Origin of the sequence: Caballeronia sp. LZ065 (assembly GCF_031450975.1) — a bacterium.
Taxonomy (GTDB): domain Bacteria; phylum Pseudomonadota; class Gammaproteobacteria; order Burkholderiales; family Burkholderiaceae; genus Caballeronia.
The window spans coordinates 946,360-964,742 of record NZ_JARUXV010000004.1 but is presented as its reverse complement, the minus strand read 5'-3'; the positions used below and the strand labels follow the sequence as shown (position 1 = coordinate 964,742).

The 18,383-nt window shown below is 65.8% G+C and carries 14 protein-coding genes and 1 pseudogene; 7 read left to right on the top strand and 8 right to left on the bottom strand.

Annotated elements, in window-relative coordinates; genetic code table 11:
* Positions 1 to 5: 5 nt before the first annotated feature.
* Genes QCE63_RS30965 through QCE63_RS30955 form a run of 3 tightly spaced genes read right to left on the bottom strand, consistent with a single transcriptional unit; the run spans position 6 to position 5,824 of the window.
* The gene (locus QCE63_RS30965) at positions 6 to 1,466 is read right to left on the bottom strand and encodes an efflux transporter outer membrane subunit (protein ID WP_309838358.1); all 1,461 of its coding nucleotides are present in this window, start codon (positions 1,464 to 1,466) and stop codon (positions 6 to 8) included.
* Positions 1,463 to 4,624 (bottom strand): efflux RND transporter permease subunit, encoded by a 3,162-nt coding sequence (locus tag QCE63_RS30960; RefSeq protein WP_309838356.1) that lies wholly within the window; start codon positions 4,622 to 4,624, stop codon positions 1,463 to 1,465. The genes QCE63_RS30965 and QCE63_RS30960 overlap by 4 nt, the downstream gene beginning before the upstream one ends.
* 12 nt (positions 4,625 to 4,636) lie before the next feature.
* Positions 4,637 to 5,824, bottom strand: coding sequence for an efflux RND transporter periplasmic adaptor subunit (locus QCE63_RS30955; RefSeq protein ID WP_309838354.1), 1,188 nt, complete (start codon positions 5,822 to 5,824; stop codon positions 4,637 to 4,639).
* Positions 5,825 to 5,953: 129 nt separating this feature from the next.
* Here QCE63_RS30955 and QCE63_RS30950 point away from each other — a divergent pair, with 129 nt between their 5' ends.
* Together QCE63_RS30950 and QCE63_RS30945 are read left to right on the top strand one after the other, a co-directional pair.
* On the top strand, positions 5,954 to 7,393 hold the full coding sequence (locus QCE63_RS30950; protein WP_309838352.1) for an ATP-binding protein: 1,440 nt from the start codon (positions 5,954 to 5,956) through the stop codon (positions 7,391 to 7,393).
* Positions 7,390 to 8,073: a response regulator gene (locus QCE63_RS30945; RefSeq protein ID WP_309838351.1), complete on the top strand. Its 684-nt coding sequence runs from the start codon at positions 7,390 to 7,392 to the stop codon at positions 8,071 to 8,073. Before QCE63_RS30950 ends, QCE63_RS30945 begins: the two co-directional genes overlap by 4 nt.
* 12 nt (positions 8,074 to 8,085) lie before the next feature.
* On the opposite strand, the gene QCE63_RS30940 is transcribed toward QCE63_RS30945, so the two are convergent.
* From QCE63_RS30940 to QCE63_RS30930, 3 genes are all read right to left on the bottom strand, one after another.
* Positions 8,086 to 9,372 (bottom strand): SUMF1/EgtB/PvdO family nonheme iron enzyme, encoded by a 1,287-nt coding sequence (locus QCE63_RS30940; RefSeq protein ID WP_309838350.1) that lies wholly within the window; start codon positions 9,370 to 9,372, stop codon positions 8,086 to 8,088.
* A gap of 138 nt (positions 9,373 to 9,510) precedes the next feature.
* On the bottom strand, positions 9,511 to 10,230 hold the full coding sequence (locus QCE63_RS30935; RefSeq protein ID WP_309838348.1) for a helix-turn-helix domain-containing protein: 720 nt from the start codon (positions 10,228 to 10,230) through the stop codon (positions 9,511 to 9,513).
* Positions 10,231 to 10,332: 102 nt separating this feature from the next.
* On the bottom strand, positions 10,333 to 10,806 hold the full coding sequence (locus QCE63_RS30930; protein WP_309838346.1) for a universal stress protein: 474 nt from the start codon (positions 10,804 to 10,806) through the stop codon (positions 10,333 to 10,335).
* A 277-nt stretch (positions 10,807 to 11,083) separates the two neighbouring features.
* On the opposite strand from QCE63_RS30930, the gene QCE63_RS30925 reads away from it, so the two are divergent.
* The 5 genes and pseudogenes from QCE63_RS30925 (at position 11,084) to QCE63_RS30905 (ending at position 17,243) form a co-directional block, all read left to right on the top strand.
* Positions 11,084 to 12,613 (top strand): MFS transporter, encoded by a 1,530-nt coding sequence (locus tag QCE63_RS30925; protein WP_309839353.1) that lies wholly within the window; start codon positions 11,084 to 11,086, stop codon positions 12,611 to 12,613.
* Positions 12,614 to 12,959: 346 nt separating this feature from the next.
* A pseudogene (locus QCE63_RS30920) lies at positions 12,960 to 14,533 on the top strand (aldehyde dehydrogenase (NADP(+))).
* Between the two features lie 129 nt (positions 14,534 to 14,662).
* Positions 14,663 to 14,926: a helix-turn-helix transcriptional regulator gene (locus QCE63_RS30915; RefSeq protein WP_309838344.1), complete on the top strand. Its 264-nt coding sequence runs from the start codon at positions 14,663 to 14,665 to the stop codon at positions 14,924 to 14,926.
* The gene (locus QCE63_RS30910) at positions 14,926 to 16,266 is read left to right on the top strand and encodes a type II toxin-antitoxin system HipA family toxin (RefSeq protein ID WP_309838343.1); all 1,341 of its coding nucleotides are present in this window, start codon (positions 14,926 to 14,928) and stop codon (positions 16,264 to 16,266) included. Before QCE63_RS30915 ends, QCE63_RS30910 begins: the two co-directional genes overlap by 1 nt.
* Before the next feature lie 38 nt (positions 16,267 to 16,304).
* The gene (locus QCE63_RS30905; RefSeq protein ID WP_309838341.1) at positions 16,305 to 17,243 is read left to right on the top strand and encodes an SMP-30/gluconolactonase/LRE family protein; all 939 of its coding nucleotides are present in this window, start codon (positions 16,305 to 16,307) and stop codon (positions 17,241 to 17,243) included.
* 6 nt (positions 17,244 to 17,249) lie between these two features.
* Here QCE63_RS30905 and QCE63_RS30900 read toward each other — a convergent pair whose 3' ends face one another.
* Both QCE63_RS30900 and QCE63_RS30895 read right to left on the bottom strand, forming a co-directional pair.
* Positions 17,250 to 17,675, bottom strand: coding sequence for a GNAT family N-acetyltransferase (locus QCE63_RS30900; protein ID WP_309838340.1), 426 nt, complete (start codon positions 17,673 to 17,675; stop codon positions 17,250 to 17,252).
* A gap of 89 nt (positions 17,676 to 17,764) precedes the next feature.
* On the bottom strand, positions 17,765 to 18,367 hold the full coding sequence (locus QCE63_RS30895) for a short chain dehydrogenase (protein ID WP_309839351.1): 603 nt from the start codon (positions 18,365 to 18,367) through the stop codon (positions 17,765 to 17,767).
* Positions 18,368 to 18,383 lie beyond the last annotated feature (16 nt).

Sequence of the window (18,383 nt, the reverse complement as noted above, 5' to 3'; positions counted from 1 at the left end):
CCGCCTCATCGCTTCGCGGCTTCGTCCAGCCCGCCGCCCAGCGCCGCATAGAGCGTGACGAGACTCGTCTGCGCGGAAAGCTGCGTCGTCGCGAGCGATTGCTGAGCGGCGTACAGCAGCCGCTGCTCCGTCAACGCATCGAGCAGACTGGCGCTGCCTTGCCGGTATAACGCCATCGACAGATCGTACGCATGCTGGTCCGCATCGACGGTCTGGGTCTGGGCATCGAGCTGCTCGCCGATGGTCGCACGCGTCGCGAGCGCATTCGCCACTTCCTCGAACGCGGTCTGGATGGTCTTCTCGTAGGTCGCGACATCGATGCGATAGGTTACCTTCGCGGCGTCGAGTGTGGCCCGGTTCGCCCCCGCATTGAAGATGGGCAACGACGCCGACGGCTCGAACGACCAGCTCCGGTTGCCGCCCCTGAACAGCGACGCCAGCGCCGGGCTCTCGAAGCCGAGCGCGGCCGTGAGGCTGATGGTCGGGAAGAAGTTGGCGCGCGCCGCGCCGATGTCCGCGTCGTCCGCCTTCAACGCATGTTCCGCCGCGAGCACGTCGGGGCGTTGCTGAAGCACGGAAGAAGGGACGCCGGCGGGAATGGCCGCGAGACTCGTGACCGGGTTGATGCTCGCATCGGGCAAATCGGCTTCGGGCACGGGCGCGCCCGCGACGAGGTCGAGCGCATTGCGTGCCTGCGCCACCGTCGTCATGGCCTGCGCGACGGCATTGCGCGCCGATTGCACGCTGCTGCGCGCCTGTTCGTAGTCGAGGCCGCTCGTGGCGCCCAGCGCATGTTCGCGTTGCACGAGCTTGAAGGTGCGTTGCTGGCTGTCGAGCAAGTCGCGCGCGATCGCCAGCAGACGTTTGTCGGTGGCGAGCGTCAGCCAGTCGCTCGCCACATCCGAGACGAGGCTGATCTGCGTGCTGCGGCGCGTTTCCTGCGTGGCGAGGAAGGTTTCCAAAGCGGCATCGCTCAGGTTGCGCACCCGGCCGAACAGGTCGATCTCATAGGCCGTGAAGCCCAGGTCGGCGCTGTAGATATGCGAGGTCGTGCCACTGCCGTTGCCTGTCGTGCTGCCCGAGCCGGACTCGGCACGGCGCACGGAGTTCGGCGTGCGGCCCGCGTCCTGGCTCGCGCCCACATCGATCTCCGGCAGCAGCGACGCGCGCTGGATCCGGTACTGCGCGCGCTCCTTCTCGATGTTCAATACCGCGATGCGCAGATCCCGGTTGTTCGCGAGCGCCAGGGCAAGGGTCCGTTGCAGACGCGGATCGACGAAGAAAGTACGCCAGCCGATGTCGGCGGCCAGCGTGTCCGTCGCGGCCGTTGCGGGCTGACCGGACCATGAAGCGGGCACCGGCGCGGCGGGCCGCTGGTAATCCGGCGCCAGATTGATACAGCCGCCGAGCATGCCCAGCCCGCCGACCGCCGCCGCGACGGGCAGCCAACGCCATGCTGCCTTCATGCTTCACCTCCGTTCGAATCCGCATCCCGCGTGCTCCAGTCGCCGCCCTGGCCGCCCGGATGCGAGCGCTTGCTCGAGAACTTGCGCACCATGAAATAAGAGAGCGGCGTGAAGAAGATGCCGAGCAGCGTGCCGACGAGCGTCCCGCCGAACACACCGGTGCCGATGGAATGCCGCGCCGCCGCGCCCGCGCCGGTGGCGACGACGAGCGGCGCGACGCCGAGCAGAAAGGCAAGCGACGTCATGATGATGGGCCGGATCCGCAGCGCGACCGCTTGTTCGATGGCCTTCATCGTGGACTTGCCTTCGCGTTCGAGCATCACGGCGAACTCGACGATGAGAATCGCGTTCTTCGACGCCAGCCCCACGGTGACGAGCAGGCCGACCTGAAAGTAGACGTCGTTGGAGAGCGCCCGCAGGCTCGTGGCGAGCGACGCGCCGAGCACGCCCAGCGGCACGATGAGCAGCACCGCCAACGGCACCGACCAGCTCTCGTAGAGCGCGGCGAGACACAGGAACACGAACAGCACGGACACGGCGTAGAGATACGGCGCCTGTCCGCCCGAGAGCTGTTCCTGATACGACAGTCCGGTCCACGCGGAGGTGATGCCCTTCGGCAACTGGGCGACGAGTTGTTCCATCGTCTGCATGGCCTGTCCGGAACTGACGCCCGTTGCCGGATCGCCGACGATCTCGAACGACGACTGCGCGTTGTAGCGGTCGAGTTCAGGCGGGCCGTAGGTCCAGTGCGACGTGGCGAACGCGGAGAACGGCACCATCGTTCCGGAGGCGTTGCGCACGTACCATTGCAACAGCGATTCAGGCGTCATGCGAAACGGCGCGTCGCCCTGCACGTAGACCTTCTTGATGCGCTCCTGGTCGAGGAACTCGTCCACGTACTGGCTGCCGAGCGCGCCCTCGATGGTCGCGTTGACGTCGCCGATGTTGAGGCCCATGGCGCTGGCCTTGCGGTCGTCGATGGCGAGCGAGAGTTGCGGCGTGTCGCTAAGCCCGTTGAAGCGCACCTGACGCACGAGGCCGCTCTGGTTTGCCTGGGCGATCAGCTTGTCGCGCGCGGCTGCCAGCGCCGTGTGTCCGACATTGTCCTGGTCCACCAGTTCCATGTCGAAGCCGGAGCTGACGCCCATGCCGCGCACCGTCGGCGGCTGGAAGATGAACACCTTCGCGTCGCGGATGGTCCGCGACAGGTCGCGCGATGCTTTCGTGACGAGGCTTTCCGCCGAGTCGTTCGCGCTGCTGCGCTGGTCCCAGTCCTTGAGCTTCACCCACATCATGCCGACATTCTGGCCGTTGCTGCCGGTGGCATAGCCGGCCACGTTGAACACCTCGGTGATGTCCGGCTGCTTCAGCAGATAGTCTTCCACCTTCTGCATGATCGCTTCGGTGCGTTCGCGCGTCGCGCCCACCGGCGCCTTGACGGTGACCATCAGTCTGCCCTGGTCTTCGAGCGGCAGGAACGAGGTGGGCAGATGCATGAACAGCAGGCCGCCGCCGATCACCAGCAGCGCATACACGATGATCGCGGGCTTGCGGTGATGCAGCATCTTGTCCACTGTGCGGCGGTACGCGTGGTCGGTCTTGTCGAAGCCGCGGTTGAAGCGCGTGAAAAACCAGCCCTTCGGCTTGACGTGGCCTTCCTTGAGCAAGGTGGCGCACAACGCGGGCGTGAAGGTCAGCGCCACGAGCACGGACAACGCCATCGCCGACACCACCGACACCGAAAACTGCCGATAGATGATGCCCGTGGAGCCGCCGAAGAAGGCCATTGGCAACAGCACGGCGGACAGCACCATGGCGATCGCCACGAGCGCGCTGCTGATCTCGGTCATCGATTTGCGCGTGGCCTCGCGCGGCGACAGATGTTCCTCCGACATCAGCCGCTCGACGTTCTCGACCACGACAATCGCATCGTCCACCAGCAAGCCGATGGCGAGCACGAGCCCGAACATCGTCATCATGTTGATGGAGTAGCCGAACAGATCGAGGATGCCGAACGTGCCGAGCAGCACCACCGGCACCGCAATGGCCGGGATCAGCGTGGTCCGCCAGTTTTGCAGGAACAGGAACATGATCGCGACCACGAGCACGATGGCTTCGAGCAGCGTCTTCACCACTTCCTCGATGGACGTCTTGATGAAGGGCACCATCTCGTACGGATATTCGACCTTCAAACCGGCAGGGAAGGAGGACGCGCGTTTTTCGAGGAAGTCGTGCACTTCCTTGTCCACCTGCACTTCGTTGGCACCGATCGCGAGTTGCAGCCCGAGCCCAGCGGCGGGCTTGTTGTTGAAGTTCGATTCGACCGTGTATTCCTGCGGCCCGAGCGCCACGCGCGCGACGTCGCCCAACAGCACCTGCGAGCCGTTGGTCTGCGTCTTGAGCACGATGTTGCGGAACTGCTCCGCCGTGGTGAGGCGGCTGCGCGCGGTAATGGTGGCGTCGAGTTCCTGGCCCTTGACCGACGGCGTCTTGCCGACTTCCCCCGCGGCGATATCGACGTTCTGCGTGTTGATCGCGCTGACGATGTCCGCCGGCATCAGCGCATACTTTTGCAGCTTGTTCGGATCGAGCCAGATGTGCATCGCGTACTGGTAGCCGAACTGCTGCGCCTGACCGACGCCCGGAAGACGTTCGATCGGTTCCTCGAGCTGGCTGTAGAGATAATCGGCGATGGCCGACTTGCTCATCTTGCCGTCTTCGGACACGAGGTTGAAGACCAGGAACGTATCCGGCGATGCCTTCCTCACGGTCACGCCGCTTTGCTGCACTTCCGAAGGCAGCAGCGCGTTCGCCGACTGCAACTGATCCTGTACCTGAACCTGCGCCGTATCGGGATTGGTGCCCGCCGCAAAGGTGAGCTTGATCGAGATGCTGCCCTGCGAGTTCGCGCTCGACGACATGTACATCAGGTTGTCGAGCCCGACCATCTGCTGCTCGATCACCTGCACCACCGCGTCCTGGTTGGTCTGCGCGGACGCGCCGTCGTAGGTGGCGGCGATCTGGATGGTCGGCGGCGCGATGTCGGGATACTGGTCCAGCGGCAACTGCGTGATCGTGAACGCGCCGGTCAGCGTGACGATGATCGCCAGCACCCAGGCGAAGACAGGCCGGTCGATGAAAAAGTGAGCAATGCGCATGCGTCGGCTCCTTCAATCAGCCGAGGCGGTGGAGGTCGGCGGGTGCGTCGCCGCCACGGCCGAGGCAGGCATCTCGACCGCTTTCACGGTCTCGCCGGCATCGACGTACTGCGAGCCTTCCACGACGATACGATCACCCGAGGCGAGCCCACCCGTCACGACCCATTGATTGCCGTCGGCGGTGCCGGACAGGGTCAGCGTGCGCTGTTCGATCTTGTTCTTCGCGCCGACCACCAGCGCGCTCGCATCGCCGCGCTGGTCGTGCGTGACCGCCTGCTGCGGCACCAGGATCGCGTTTTCGTCGATGCCCTGATCCACCACCGCATGCAGATATTCACCGGGCAGCAGCATCTTCTCCGGATTCGGCACCACGATGCGCAGCGTGATGGTGCCCGTGGTCTGATCGACGCCCACGCCCGCGAACTTGAGCGTGCCTTCATGCTTGTAGGTCGTGCCGTCTTCCAGCGTGATCCGCACTTTCGCGTTGCCGGCCGCATCGGTTTTCAGGCTGCCGTCCGCGAGCTTCTTGCGCAACGCAAGCACCGCCGTGCTCGACTGCGTCACGTCGAGATACATCGGGTCATAGGCGTAGATGGTGGCGAGCGCGGTGCTCTGATCGGCCGTGACCAGCGCGCCGGGCGTGTAGGTCGAAGCGCTGATCGTCCCGCTGATGGGCGCGGTCAGGCGCGTATAGCCCAGGTTGATGCGCGCGCTTTCGAGCGCGGCGCGGTCGGCGTCGATGGTCGCTTCATCCTGCTTGAGCGTGGCCTCGGCTTGTTCGAGGGTTTCCTTGCTGATCGCATCGATGGCGGCGAGCGACTTGTCGCGCTCGGCGATCGGCCGTGCCGACAGCAAGGCCGCCTGCGCCTTCTCCAGGTCGGCCTTGTCGGCGTCATAGGTGGCCTGATAGGGCGCGGGATCGATCTGATAGAGCACTTGTCCCGCGCGCACTTCGCCGCCTTCTTCGAACAGCCGCTTCTGGATGATGCCGCTGACCTGCGGCGTGACCTGCGACGTGAGGAAGGCGGTCGTGCGTCCCGGCAGCGAAACCGACTGCGCGTATCGCGTCGTGTGGACCGTCATCACGTTGACGCTCTGCACCTTCTTCTGCTCTTTCTTCGAAGCCGGCGAGCAGGCCGTCAATGAACCTGTGAACGACAGCACAGCCATGCTGTACAGCACGGAACGCGGAACTCTCATGGGGTCGACCTCGATGCGACAAGCGCGGCATATGCCAGATGAGCCGATTATCCGAAGCAATTTCGCAAGAAATTAGGAAGTTCGGCCCGGCATGTTGGCGACGTCGACCCAGGCAGTAGAATCCGCTGCATGACGACCCCCACCACGCGCACCCAGGCGGCAAAGAAGACGTTTGGCCTCACGGCCAAGCTGTTCGTCGCCATGCTGGCGGTGAACATCGTGCTGATCGGGGCCATGTCCATCGGCGCGCGCATCAGCTTCCAGCGCGGCTTTCTCGGCTATCTGACGCAGCAGGACCAGAAGCGCCTCGACGACAGCGTCGCGCCGCTCGCCAATGCCTATCAACAACACGGCAACTGGGATTTCATCCGCCAGGACCGGCATCTGTGGCACATGCTGATGCTGCCGAGCGGCCGCTCCTTCACGCCGTCGCCGGACAACGCGCCGTTCCCGGTGCCGCCGCTTGCCGACCTGATCGGCGCGAATCTGCGCTTCACGCTGGTCGATGCAAACAACGTCTATCTGGCCGGCAATCGCCGCATGTTCGACGGCGCGCCGCGCAAGCCGGTCGTCGTCGAGGGCAAGACGGTGGGCTGGCTGCTCATCGCGCCCGTGCAGGACGTCATGGAGCCCGGCGATCTGCGCCTTCAGGAAACGCAGCGCGAGGCGAGCTGGGTGCTGGCCGTGGCGGCCACGCTGATCGCCGTGCTGATCTCGCTATGGATCGCGCGCAGCCTGGGCTTGCCCTTGCAGCGCATCGCGCGCGCAACGCACGTGCTGGCGCGCGGCGAGTTCAACGAGCGCGTGCCCGTGGTCTCGGGCGGAGAACTCGGACAACTCGAAGCGGACTTCAATAACCTTGCCGAGACGCTCGAACGCAATGAACAGATGCGCGCGGCGCTGGTCGCCGATGTCTCGCACGAACTGCGCACGCCGCTCGCCGTGATGCGCGCGGAAGTCGAGGCGCTGGAAGTGGGCGTGCGCGAAATGAACGTCGAGGCGATGCGTTCGCTGTCGCTGGAACTGGAGCGGCTCAGCCGGCTCACCGACGATCTCTATCACCTCTCGCTGTCCGATGTCGGCGCGTTGCAGTATCACTTCGGCGATGTGGACGTGAGCGACGCGCTCGACGAAATCCTGCGCCTGTTCAGCCGACGCCTCGCGGACGCGGGCATCACGCTGGAATCGCGATTGCCCGACACCGCGCCGCTCGTGTACGGCGACGAACGACGTCTGCAACAGGTGTTTTCGAACATCCTGCAGAACGTCGTGCGCTACGTGCCCGCGGGCGCGGCGCTGAGCGTCGGCGTGAGGGCGGAGGGCGGACGGGTGCATGTCGACTTTCAGGACAGCGGGCCGGGCGTGCCGGAGGCATCGCTGGCCGCGCTGTTCGAGCGCTTCTATCGCGTCGAGAGTTCGCGCAGCCGCGCGACCGGCGGCGCGGGTCTCGGCTTGCCGATCTGCCGCAGCATCATCCAGGCGCACGACGGACGTATCTCGGCCGCGAAGGCGCCGCAGGGCGGTCTGTGGATCGCCATTGTTCTTCCACGCCAGAGCGAGGATTCGTGAGCGACACAAGTGTTGATATCGACGTGCTGATCGTCGAGGACGAACCGAAGCTGGCGTCCGTCATGGTCGATTTCATCCGCGCCGCCGGCTATGCGCCGCGCTGGGTCGCGAACGGCGCGCAGGTTGCCGCGGCCGTGGCCGGGCACATGCCGCATCTGATCATTCTCGACCTGATGCTGCCGGGCCGTGATGGACGCGATATCTGTCGCGACCTGCGCAGCATCAGCGACGTGCCGATCATCATGGTCACGGCGCAGGCGGAGGAGGTGGATCGGCTGCTGGGACTGGAACTCGGCGCGGACGACTACGTCTGCAAGCCCTTCAGCCCGCTGGAACTGGTGGCGCGCGTCAAGGCCATCCTGCGGCGCGCGCGCATTCATGCGCATCCGGAAACGAGCCCGCTGCAACTCGATGAAGCGCGTCTGCAGGCCACGTATCGCGGTGCGGCGCTCGACCTGACGCCGATTGAATTCCGCCTGCTCGCCACACTCGCGAGCCGGCCGGCGCAAGTGTTCTCGCGCAACAAGCTGATGGATCGGCTTTATACGGACGGGCGCATCGTGGAAGACCGCACCATCGACAGCCACGTGCGCAAGCTCCGGCGCAAGCTGGAAGCGATAGCGCCCGAGGAGGACGTGGTGCAGTCGGTGTACGGGGCGGGGTTCAAGCTCGTCCTGTAGACGAGCCGCTGATCACGCGCTGACGCACCTGAACCCGGCATACACGTACTGGTAATGCCCCTGGAACCAGTTGCGGAAGCTCGGCCGCAGCATGCAGGCGGCCGTGCGCGGCGAGCCGCCCTTGATGACGAAGTGCTTGCCGTCGAAGAAATTGGCCGAATAGCCCAGGTAGAACGGAAACGGCTCGAAACCGTCGAGCGGCGCGAATTCCGTCGAGGTCCATTCCCAGCCATTGCCGAACTGGCCTTCCACGCCAAACTCGCTGCGGTTGTCCGGATGCGCCTGCACCGGCGACGGGTCCCAGCGGCGGAAATCGAAGTTGCCTGCCGCGACATGCGGCGCGCCTGACGCCGCGCGCTGCCATTGCGCCTCGGTCGGCAGTTGCTTGCCGGCCCAGCGGGCGTACGCCTTTGCTTCAGCATGGCTCACGAAGACCGGCCAATCGAGCGGCAGTGCGATCTCGTCGAACATCGTGCGAAGGGTCCACGTGCCGCTCGACGGAATCCAGAAAGCCGGATGCGCGATGCGCTGTTCTTCCTTCCACGCCCAGTCGGCATCGTGCCAGTGCGCGCGATTCGCATAACCGCCTGCTTCGATAAAACGCAGCCAGTCGCCGTTCGTGACCATATGGCGGTCGATCTCGAACGCGGGCACGTCGACGCGCTGTTCACCGAATTCGTTGTCCCAGCCGAACAGGCCGCTTTCGCGCGCCAGACCCAGCGTCACCGAACCGGCCGGCACGCGCACGGTTTCCTGCGCGAGCGAAAGGTCGGAAGCGCGTTCAGACAAGGCATCGGACGGGGCAATTTTTCTATCGACCGGCAATTGATGCAGCATGTACGCGAGCGTTTCCGCATGCATCAGACGATGCTCGATGGCGACTTCGAGCAGTTGCGCGGGCGATTCATCCGGAGATAGCGGGGACGTGGCGAGGTCGACTGGATCGAAACAGGCGTCGATCGCCGCGCGGACCGTGTCGCGATAGGCGCGCACTTCGTCGAGCGTGGGCCAGTCGGCGGGCTGGTCGGTGGGCAGGCCGCCATCGACCGGATCGATGCCGAACGCGAACAGATCGTCATAAGCCGGGTTGGGGCTCGGCAGGTCGAACAGCCGCTGATCGAACAGATTGCGGTCGAAGGCTTCCAGATGCCCGATATAGAACACGATGCGATGCCGTTCGGCAATCGGCCTGTCGTACAGATGTTCAGGCTTGATGACGCCGAAGAGTTCGTCCGTGACGCGTCGCGCCTCGGCGAGGCGTTCGAGCAGAGGGTGACGCAGTGAAGGGTCGCGATTCATCTCGCTCATTCTCCTTGGCAGGCCAGCTAGGCTAAAGAGCCTAATGCGTAGCGAGCGGCGTGCCAACTGAAAAATGAGCGCTGATTATTCTCCGACTGGAAATAATCGCCGGCGGATCCACGCCGGGCGGGGCCGCGATCAGACGGCGCGCAGGCCGTCGAAGTCGCGGATGCGGATGAACTTGCCCTGCGTTTCGATCAACCCCGAGCGGTCGAAGCGCGACAGCGTGCGGCTGACGGTTTCGAGCGTCATGCCGAGGTAGCTGCCCATGTCGTCGCGCGTCATGCGCAGCGTGAACTCCGACGCCGCGTAGCCGCGCCGCGAGAGCCGCGAGGAAATGTCGAGCAGCAGACGCGCGACGCGCTCGTCGGCGCGCAGCATGCCGAGCCTGACGACGTGATTCACTTCCCGGTTCAGCGCGTGGCTCATCATGCGGTGCAGGCGCTTTTGCAAGGCATCGGTTTCGCGGCACATGCGCTCGAACAGCGGGTAGGGCACCACGCACACGGTGCTGTCCTCCAGCGCGACGGCGTCGCAGGTATGCACGCCTTCCTCGATGCTCTCGAAGCCGAGCGCGTCTCCCGCCAGCAGCAGGCCGGTCACCTGTTCGCGGCCGCCGTCCTGCGTGACGACCGTCTTGAGCGAGCCGGCGCGCAGCGCGAACAGGGCGTCGAAACGGTCGCCGGCGCGAAACAGGGCTTCGCCCCGTTTCACCTTGCGCGTGACGGAGATGATGTTTTCCAGTTTGGCGATGTCGCTGGCGCAGAGTCCTTCAGGCATGCAGAGATGCCGCATCGCGCAGGTGGAGCAATTCGCCGCGTTGCGCCGTGCGCGGTGGGTGTCGGACAGTGCACTCATGGGCTTCGTTTGTTGATGAATGACAAACGATTTTCCCACGGTGTTTTCCGTGCTCACCGTGGAAAATTGACGCAGGCTGCAACCGATACAGCATTTTTTACATCAGGCGTCCGCGGCGTCCTCGTCGGTTCCAGCGGCGGAGGGAATCAGCAAGACCGGCAGCGTCGCCTGGCGCAGGCAGCGCTCGGCCACGCTGCCGACAATCAGTCGCCGGAAACCCTTGCGACCGTGCGTGCCCATGACCAGCAGGTCGGCGTTGAAGGTCCCGGCCGCCTGGATGATGAGGGTCGCTACGTCGTCGCCGGCGGTGGCTTCCACCGTCACCACGTCGCCGGCGATCCCGCGCGCTTTCATCGCGGCGGCCGTGTCGCGCGCCAGTTCCGCGCCTTGCTCCATCAGGCTCTTTTGCAGCGAGGTCGGATCGTAGCCGGGCACGTCCATGTACATCGGACCCGTCTCCACGACGTAATACGGCTGCATGACCGCTTGATGCGTGGCGGCGAGATCGAGCGCGGCATCGAACGCGTGTTGCGAGGTGCGGCTGCCGTCGATGGCGACAAGAATGCGTTGGAACATGACGATTTCCCCCTGAAGACGATCGAGTGGCGAACGGCGCTAGCCGCCGTGCCTCGGATGATAAGGCGCGCGTCTTGCCGTGCCGTGCGGCTTTTTGGCGAAAGGTCGATCCCGCGCAAGGCAGGCCGTACAATTCGTCCTTCTCGGCATCAGCGGCTGCTTAATTCTCGCGGCCGCGATCTCCTTGTAGCATTTCTTCAGCCTGCCTGCCTGACTCACCGTGACCCAGACACCGCCCGCCGCACCCGCTCTCGCTTTCAGAACCGCCCTTTACGCGATGCTCGGCATCGGTCTCGTCAACATGCTGGTCGCGCTCGACCAGACCGTGGTCAGCACGGCTTTGCCGTCGATCGTGGCGGAGCTGCACGGCTTCGAGTTCTACGCGTGGATCGCGAGCGCGTATCTGCTGGCGTCGGTGGTGACGGTGCCGGTGTTCGGCCGGCTCGGCGACTACTTCGGGCGCAAGCGTTTCGTGGTGGCGGCGGTGATCGTGTTCACGCTGGCCTCGGTCTTGTGCGGACTCGCGCCGAACATGTTGTTCCTCGTGCTGGCGCGCGGCCTGCAGGGCGTGGGCGGCGGCATGATGGTGGGCACCGCGTTCGCGTCGATTCCCGACCTGTTCCCCGATCCGCGCACCCGCGTGCGCTGGCAGGTGGTGCTCGCGGCGGCCTACGGCATCGGCACGGCGGCCGGGCCTTCGCTGGGCGGCTGGATGAGCGAGCACTGGGGCTGGCGCTCGACCTTCCTCGTCAATCTGCCGGTCGGCATCGGGGCGCTGTACTTCATCTGGTCGCACCTGCCGAACCTGCACCGGCCGCGCGCGGGCGGCGTGAAGATCGACTGGACCGGCGCGGCGCTCGTCGGGCTCGTGCTCGGCGGCTTCCAGGCGCTGATCGAGGCGCTGCCGAAGGACGGCTTCACGACCGGCAACATCGCGCTGGGCGCGGGCGTGGTGGTGTGCGCGGTGGCGCTCCTGATCTGCGAGCGGCGCGCGACGCATCCGATCATCCCGCTCGACATCTTCCGCGACGCCCAGCTCAACACCTTGTTCACGCTCTCGTTCCTGGCGGGCTTCGTGATGTTCTCGCTGATCTTCTTCGCGCCGCTGCTGCTGCAAGGCGGTTTCGGGCTATCGCCGCAGCAGGCGGGCCTGCTCGCGACGCCCATCGCCGCGTGCATCGCGCTCGGCAGCTTCATCAACACGCGCATCGTGATTCACATGAAGAAGCCGGTGAACATCCTGTCGATCGGTTTCACGCTGCTGCTGGTCGCGTCCGTGGCGCTGGCGTTCGCGCGCATCTCGACGCCGCATGTCTGGATCGAGTTGCCGATGGCCGCCATCGGCATCGGACTGGGCTTCATTCTCAATAACATGAACATCTTCGGGCAGGAGATTGCGGGCCGCGAGCGCTTCGGCATCACCACGGCGCTGCTGCAATCGACCCGCATGGTCGGCGGCATGATGGGCACGAGCATTGTCGGGACGATCGTCGCGCATCATTACGCGAGCGTCGTCGAGCGCACGGTCAGCGTGCTGGGTCCGCAGGTCTCGGCACAATGGCTGCCGCGCATGGCCGATCCGCGCATTCTCGTCGATGAAGCGCTGCGCGAACATCTGCTCGGCGAACTCACTGCCGCGGGTCTCGACGCGCCCGCGCTGCTCGACGCCGCCCGCGATGCCCTCGTGCAGTCCATTCACATCGGCGTGATGCTGACGGCCGTCGCCGCGCTGGTCGCGGTGCTGCTGGTGCGGCGCATCGCGCACATCACGTTCCGCAAGCCGGCGGCGCCCGCGGCGAAGCCCTGAGTCATTGCTGCGGGGCTGCATTGAAGACGCGTTGGTCAGGCCTGTGATATTGACGGCCATCGCGGTGCTGCTGGTGCGGCGCATCGCGCACATCACGTTCCGCAAGCCGGCGGCGAAGCCTTGAGTCATTGCTGCGGGCTGCATTGACGCGCCGTCCGCCAGGCCTGTAGCTTCTGCCTGGTGCACGTGCGCACGCCTGCCCGCCACGACCGTGCATCCCGTTTGCTTCACGCCTTTTCATCGCGACTTGCATGGAACGCTTGGCGCAACCCGCGAGTCTTCGCATTAGCGGGCGGCGCGAGCGCAGGCTGGCCGCTCCCACTGCCCATCACCATGAGGAGCTGACATGAAGATCACCGGAGAGATGCTGATCGGCGCATCGGCCGTGCGGGGCACCAATGCCACGCTCCGCGCGTTCGACCCCGCGCGCAACGCCGACCTGGAGCCAAGCTCGGCGGCGGCGGCGCGGCGGAAGTCGCGCGCGCCTGCGAACTCGCTGAAGCCGCCTTCGACGCCTACCGGAACGCCCCGTTCGAAACGCGCGCGCAGTTTCTGGAGGCGATTGCGGACAACATCATCGCGCTCGGCGATCCGCTGATCGAGCGCGCCATGGCCGAATCCGCGCTGCCGAAGGCGCGTCTCGAAGGCGAACGGGCCCGCACGATCGGGCAATTGCGCCTGTTTGCATCGCTCGTGCGCGAGGGCCGCTGGCTCTGCGCGACGCTCGATTCACCGCAGCCCGAGCGCAAGCCCTTGCCGCGTTCCGACCTGCGTTTGCAAAAGATTCCTGTCGGACCGGTCGCCGTGTTCGGCGCCAGCAACTTTCCGCTGGCGTTTTCGGTGGCGGGCGGCGACACCGCATCGGCATTCGCGGCGGGCTGTCCCGTCGTCGTGAAGTCGCATCCGGCGCACCTGGGCACGGCCGAACTCGTCGGGCGCGCGGTGCAGAAGGCGGTCGCCGACAGCGGCTTGCCCGAAGGCGTGTTCTCGCTGGTGGTCGGCGAAGGCAATGCGATCGGCGAGGCGCTCGTCGCGCATCCGGCGATCCAGGCCGTCGGCTTCACCGGTTCGCGGCGCGGCGGGCTCGCGCTCGTCGATATCGCGGCGAAGCGTCCCGTGCCCATTCCCGTCTTCGCCGAGATGAGCAGCGTCAATCCGCTGTTCGCGCTGCCCGCTGCGCTCGATGCGCGCGGCACGACGCTGGCGGCCGCCTTCATCGATTCGGTCACGCTTGGCGTCGGCCAGTTCTGCACCAATCCGGGCCTCGTGATCGGCCTCGACAGCGCCGGTCTCGATGATTTCATCGACAGCGCCTCGGCCGCGCTGGAGAAGAAGGGCACGCAGACCATGCTGACCGCGGGCATCGCGGCGGCTTATGCGGACGGCGTCGGCAAGCGCGATGAAAGCGCCACGCGCATTGCCACGGGTACACAGAACGAGGCACACAGCGGCGCGCTCCCGGCGCTGTATCGCGTGAGCGCGGACGAGTTTCTCGCGCGGCCGCAACTTGCCGAGGAAATCTTCGGGCCGACTTCGGTGATCGTCGTGTGCCGCGACGAAGCGGAGATGAGCGCCGTTGCGCGCCATCTCGAAGGCCAGCTGACCGTGACGCTGCTGATGGACAAGGACGACATCGATCTCGCACGGCGGCTGTTGCCGGTGCTCGAACGCAAGGCTGGACGAATCCTGGCGAACGGCTTCCCGACCGGCGTCGAGGTGTCATACGCGATGGTGCATGGCGGCCCGTTCCCGGCGACCTCGGACAGCCGCTCCACATCGGTCGGCGCGATGGCGATCGAGCGTTTCCTGCGTCCGGTGTGCTATCAGGATCTGCCCGCGGCGCTGTTGCCCGCCGCGCTCGCGGACGACAATCCGCTGTCCTTGTGGCGGCTCAGGGACGGCGAACTCGGGCCAAACTGACGCAAGGAAAGGAAGATTATCTTTGTTGCAAATAAACGGCGTTTATGCGCGACACAGATAAAGATCGAATTTGACGCATATCTGCGTGACGCATAAACTGCGTTTATTCTTCTCGCAGATATCCTCGTCATGTTCCAAGTCATCGCAACCGTAGGGCACATGGGCCATGTGCTCGCCGCCGGCCGCCGGCGCGCCGGCCTGACCCAGGCGCAAGCGGCGGCGCGCCTGGGCATCAGCCAGAGCCGGGTGTCGACGCTCGAACGGGACGCCCGTGCTCTGACGCTGGATCAGATGCTGGCCATGTTCGGCGTCTACGGCCTGCAATTGCAGGTTCAGGACCGGCCGGAAGCGGGCCTGCTCGAAGCGCGCGAGCCGGGCGGGGGAAACTGGTAATGGCCGGACGCCGGCCGCATTCCAGGGCCTTGTCCATCTGGGCAAACGGCCAGCGCATGGCCACCTGGCGTCTGCCCGCGCGCGGCCCGGCGGAGCTGCTCTACGACGATGCCTGGCTGCGCTCGGATGAAGCGCGCGCACTGTCGCTCTCGCTGCCGGTGCCGCTGGACGGCGCGCCGCTGCGCGGCGAGGCCGTGCTGAATTACTTCGACAACCTGCTCCCCGACAGCGAAGCGATCCGCCGGCGCATCGCCCAGCGCTTCCAGACCGGCAGTCTCGATGCCTTCGATCTCCTGCAGGCCATCGGGCGCGATTGCGTGGGTGCGGTGCAGTTGCTCGGCGAAGACGAAGCGCCTGAGGGCGTCGAGCGCATCGAAGGCGAGACGCTCGGCGAGGAGGACATCGAGCGACTGCTGAACCAGGTGGCGGGCGGCCTGTCGTTGGGTGCCGACGATGAAGACGACTTTCGCATCTCGCTCGCCGGTGCGCAGGAAAAGACCGCGCTGCTGCGTCACGAAGGGCGCTGGCTCAAGCCGCACGGCGCGACGCCCACCACCCACATCCTGAAGTTGCCGCTCGGCCTGGTGGGCAATCGCCGCGCGGACCTGACCACGTCTGTCGAAAACGAGTGGCTCTGCATGCGCCTGCTGCGCGCGTTTGGTTTGCCGGCAGCGCATGTGGAGATCGCGACCTTCGGCGCGCGGCGCGTGCTGGTGGTCGAGCGCTTCGACCGTCGCACGCATCCCGACGGCGCCTGGATCCTGCGCTTGCCGCAGGAGGATTTCTGCCAGGCGACCGGCCTGCCGCCGCACCGCAAATACGAGCACGACGGCGGCCCTGGCGTGCTGGATCTGGCTCGTGTGCTGCAACACTCGAACGCGGCGCGGCGCGACCTCGAAACCTTGCTGACCACGCAACTGCTGTTCTGGCTGCTCGCCGCGCCGGACGGACACGCGAAAAACTTCAGCCTGCATCTGCTGCGCGGCGGGCTGTATCGCCTGACGCCGCTGTATGACGTGATGTCGATCTGGCCAGTGGAAGGCGATGGCGCGAACCAGTGGTCGTGGCACAAGGCCAGGCTCGCGATGGCGCTGCCGGGCAAGAGCCGGCATTACGCTTTTCGCGACATCCGGCGGCGGCATTTCAACGCGCTGGCGCTCAAGTGCGGTTTCGGCGAGAGCGCCGAGCCGGTCATACAAAGGATCATCGAGCGCACGCCGGCCGTCATCGAGGAAGTCACGGCGCAGTTGCCCGGCGACTTTCCAGCGCGGGTCGCGCAGCGCATCGTCGACGGACTGCGCCGCTCCGTGGCCGCGCTCGACGCCATGCCGCCCGCATGATGCCGCGTTCATAACCGCATTCAAGGAGACGAACAACCATGTCAAGTGATTCGCGCCGCTACCCCGACCCCGCCATACGTGTGCTGGATCCGCGCTTCAACGCGTTGCGCGTGGCGGCGGCATCGGTCGAATGTCTTTATCAGGGAACGCGCTGGTCTGAGGGACCGGTCTGGTTCGGCGATGCCCGCGCGCTGCTGTGGAGCGACATCCCGAACAACCGCATCCTGCGCTGGGACGAAGAGAGCGGCCAGGTGAGCGTGTTTCGCAAGCCGTCGAACAACGCCAACGGCAACACGCGCGACCGCGCTGGACGCCTCGTGACCTGCGAGCATCTGACGCGGCGCGTGACGCGCACGGAATACGACGGCTCCATCACCGTGCTCGCGGACCGTTACGCGGGCAAGCCGCTGAACTCGCCGAACGACGTCGTCGTGAAGTCGGACGGGTCGATCTGGTTCACCGATCCCGCATTCGGCATTGACGGTTTCTATGAAGGCGAGAAGGCCGCGGCGGAGCTGAAGCCGTGCGTCTATCGCGTGGATGGCCAGATCGGCGAGATCACGGTGATGATCGACGACTTCATCGGGCCGAACGGCCTGGCGTTCTCGCCGGATGAATCGGTGCTGTATGTGGTCGAGTCGCGCTCCGCGCCGCGCAAGATCTTTGCCTTCGACGTGCTCGACGGCGGCCGCCGGCTTGGCGAGCCGCGCCTGGTCATCGATGCGGGACCGGGCACGCCGGACGGCTTTCGTGTGGATATCCACGGCAACCTGTGGTGCGGCTGGGGCATGGGCGACGCGGAACTCGACGGCGTGCGCGTGTTCTCGCCGCAAGGCGAAGCGCTCGGCCATATCGACTTGCCCGAGCGCTGTGCGAACGTGTGTTTCGGCGGACGGCATCGCAACCGGTTGTTCATGGCGGCGAGCCATGGCCTTTATGCGCTTTACGTCAACACGCAAGGTGTGCAGGGCGGCTGAAAGCGATCACGCGCGTCCAATCTTCTCCATGATGCGCTCCGGATGCGCGCTGGCCGCGAAGCCGTGGCGCGCGTAGAGACGGTGGGCATCGGATGTGACCAGCATCATGCGGCGCAGCCCTTGCAGGTCGGGATGCGCCATCACGCAGTCGATCAGCCAGACGCCCAGGCCCGCGCCGCGATGCGCGGGCAGCACGAAGACATCGGCGAGATAGGCGAAGGTGGTGGTATCGGTGATCATGCGCGCGTAGCCGATCTGCTCGTCGCGCAGCAACAGCCCGAACGCCAGCGAATGGCGCGCCGCGCGCTCCACCTTCTCGCGCGCGATGCCGGGCGACCAGTACGCCTCTTCGCTCAGGTAGCGATGAATGACATCGAAGTCGAAGCTGTCGATGTCCGTGCTGACGCGATAGTCGTCCCGGGTCCACTGCATGGCGCGGCTCCATTCGTCATGAAGCGCCGAGCTTAGGCGATTGCCGCGTTACGCTCCATGCACACTTTGCGCCTGACAGCGGGTGTCGCTCAGTGGACGCAATACACGCGGCCCGTTTCGGCGCCCTCGACGCTGCGGCTGTACGCCAGCGCCACGCGCGCGCCGCTGGCGGCCTCGAAGCCACGGAAGTACGGGCCGAAGCTTTCGCGCGCTTCTTCGAGCATCGTCGGGCTGACGGCGTTGATGCGCAGGCCGCGCGGCAGTTCGATTGCCGCGCCGCGCACGAAGCCTTCGATCGCGCCATTCACAGCCGCCGCGCTCGCGCCTTGCAGGATGGGTTCCGCACCGACGATGCCGCTCGTCAGCGTGAAGGAGCCGCCGTCGTTGAGATGATCGCGCGCGGTGAGGACGAGGTTGACCTGACCCATCAGCTTGTCGTCGAGACCGAGGCGGAATTGCTCCGGCGTCATCTTCACGAGTTCGCCGAAGTGCACATGACCGGCGGCGGCGACGATCGCATCGACCCGGCCGATCGATTCAAACAGACGCTTGATGCTGTTCAGGTCCAGCAAGTCGACGCGATGCGCGCCGCGCGTCGCGCCGATCTCGATGACTTCGTGACGGGATTTGAGTTCGGTGGAGACAGCCTGGCCGACCGTGCCGGTCGCGCCGATGACAGCAATTTTCATGATGTGGGCTCGCAAGCTT

Bases quoted from the DNA above. Each gene is read 5' to 3' on its own strand.
- QCE63_RS30965 (WP_309838358.1), bottom strand. From the start codon at position 1,466: ATGAAGGCAGCATGGCGTTGGCTGCCCGTCGCGGCGGCGGTCGGCGGG.
- QCE63_RS30960 (WP_309838356.1), bottom strand. From the start codon at position 4,624: ATGCGCATTGCTCACTTTTTCATCGACCGGCCTGTCTTCGCCTGGGTG.
- QCE63_RS30955 (WP_309838354.1), bottom strand. From the start codon at position 5,824: ATGAGAGTTCCGCGTTCCGTGCTGTACAGCATGGCTGTGCTGTCGTTC.
- QCE63_RS30950 (WP_309838352.1), top strand. From the start codon at position 5,954: ATGACGACCCCCACCACGCGCACCCAGGCGGCAAAGAAGACGTTTGGC.
- QCE63_RS30940 (WP_309838350.1), bottom strand. From the start codon at position 9,372: ATGAATCGCGACCCTTCACTGCGTCACCCTCTGCTCGAACGCCTCGCC.
- QCE63_RS30935 (WP_309838348.1), bottom strand. From the start codon at position 10,230: ATGAGTGCACTGTCCGACACCCACCGCGCACGGCGCAACGCGGCGAAT.
- QCE63_RS30930 (WP_309838346.1), bottom strand. From the start codon at position 10,806: ATGTTCCAACGCATTCTTGTCGCCATCGACGGCAGCCGCACCTCGCAA.
- QCE63_RS30925 (WP_309839353.1), top strand. From the start codon at position 11,084: ATGCTCGGCATCGGTCTCGTCAACATGCTGGTCGCGCTCGACCAGACC.
- QCE63_RS30915 (WP_309838344.1), top strand. From the start codon at position 14,663: ATGTTCCAAGTCATCGCAACCGTAGGGCACATGGGCCATGTGCTCGCC.
- QCE63_RS30910 (WP_309838343.1), top strand. From the start codon at position 14,926: ATGGCCGGACGCCGGCCGCATTCCAGGGCCTTGTCCATCTGGGCAAAC.
- QCE63_RS30905 (WP_309838341.1), top strand. From the start codon at position 16,305: ATGTCAAGTGATTCGCGCCGCTACCCCGACCCCGCCATACGTGTGCTG.
- QCE63_RS30900 (WP_309838340.1), bottom strand. From the start codon at position 17,675: ATGCAGTGGACCCGGGACGACTATCGCGTCAGCACGGACATCGACAGC.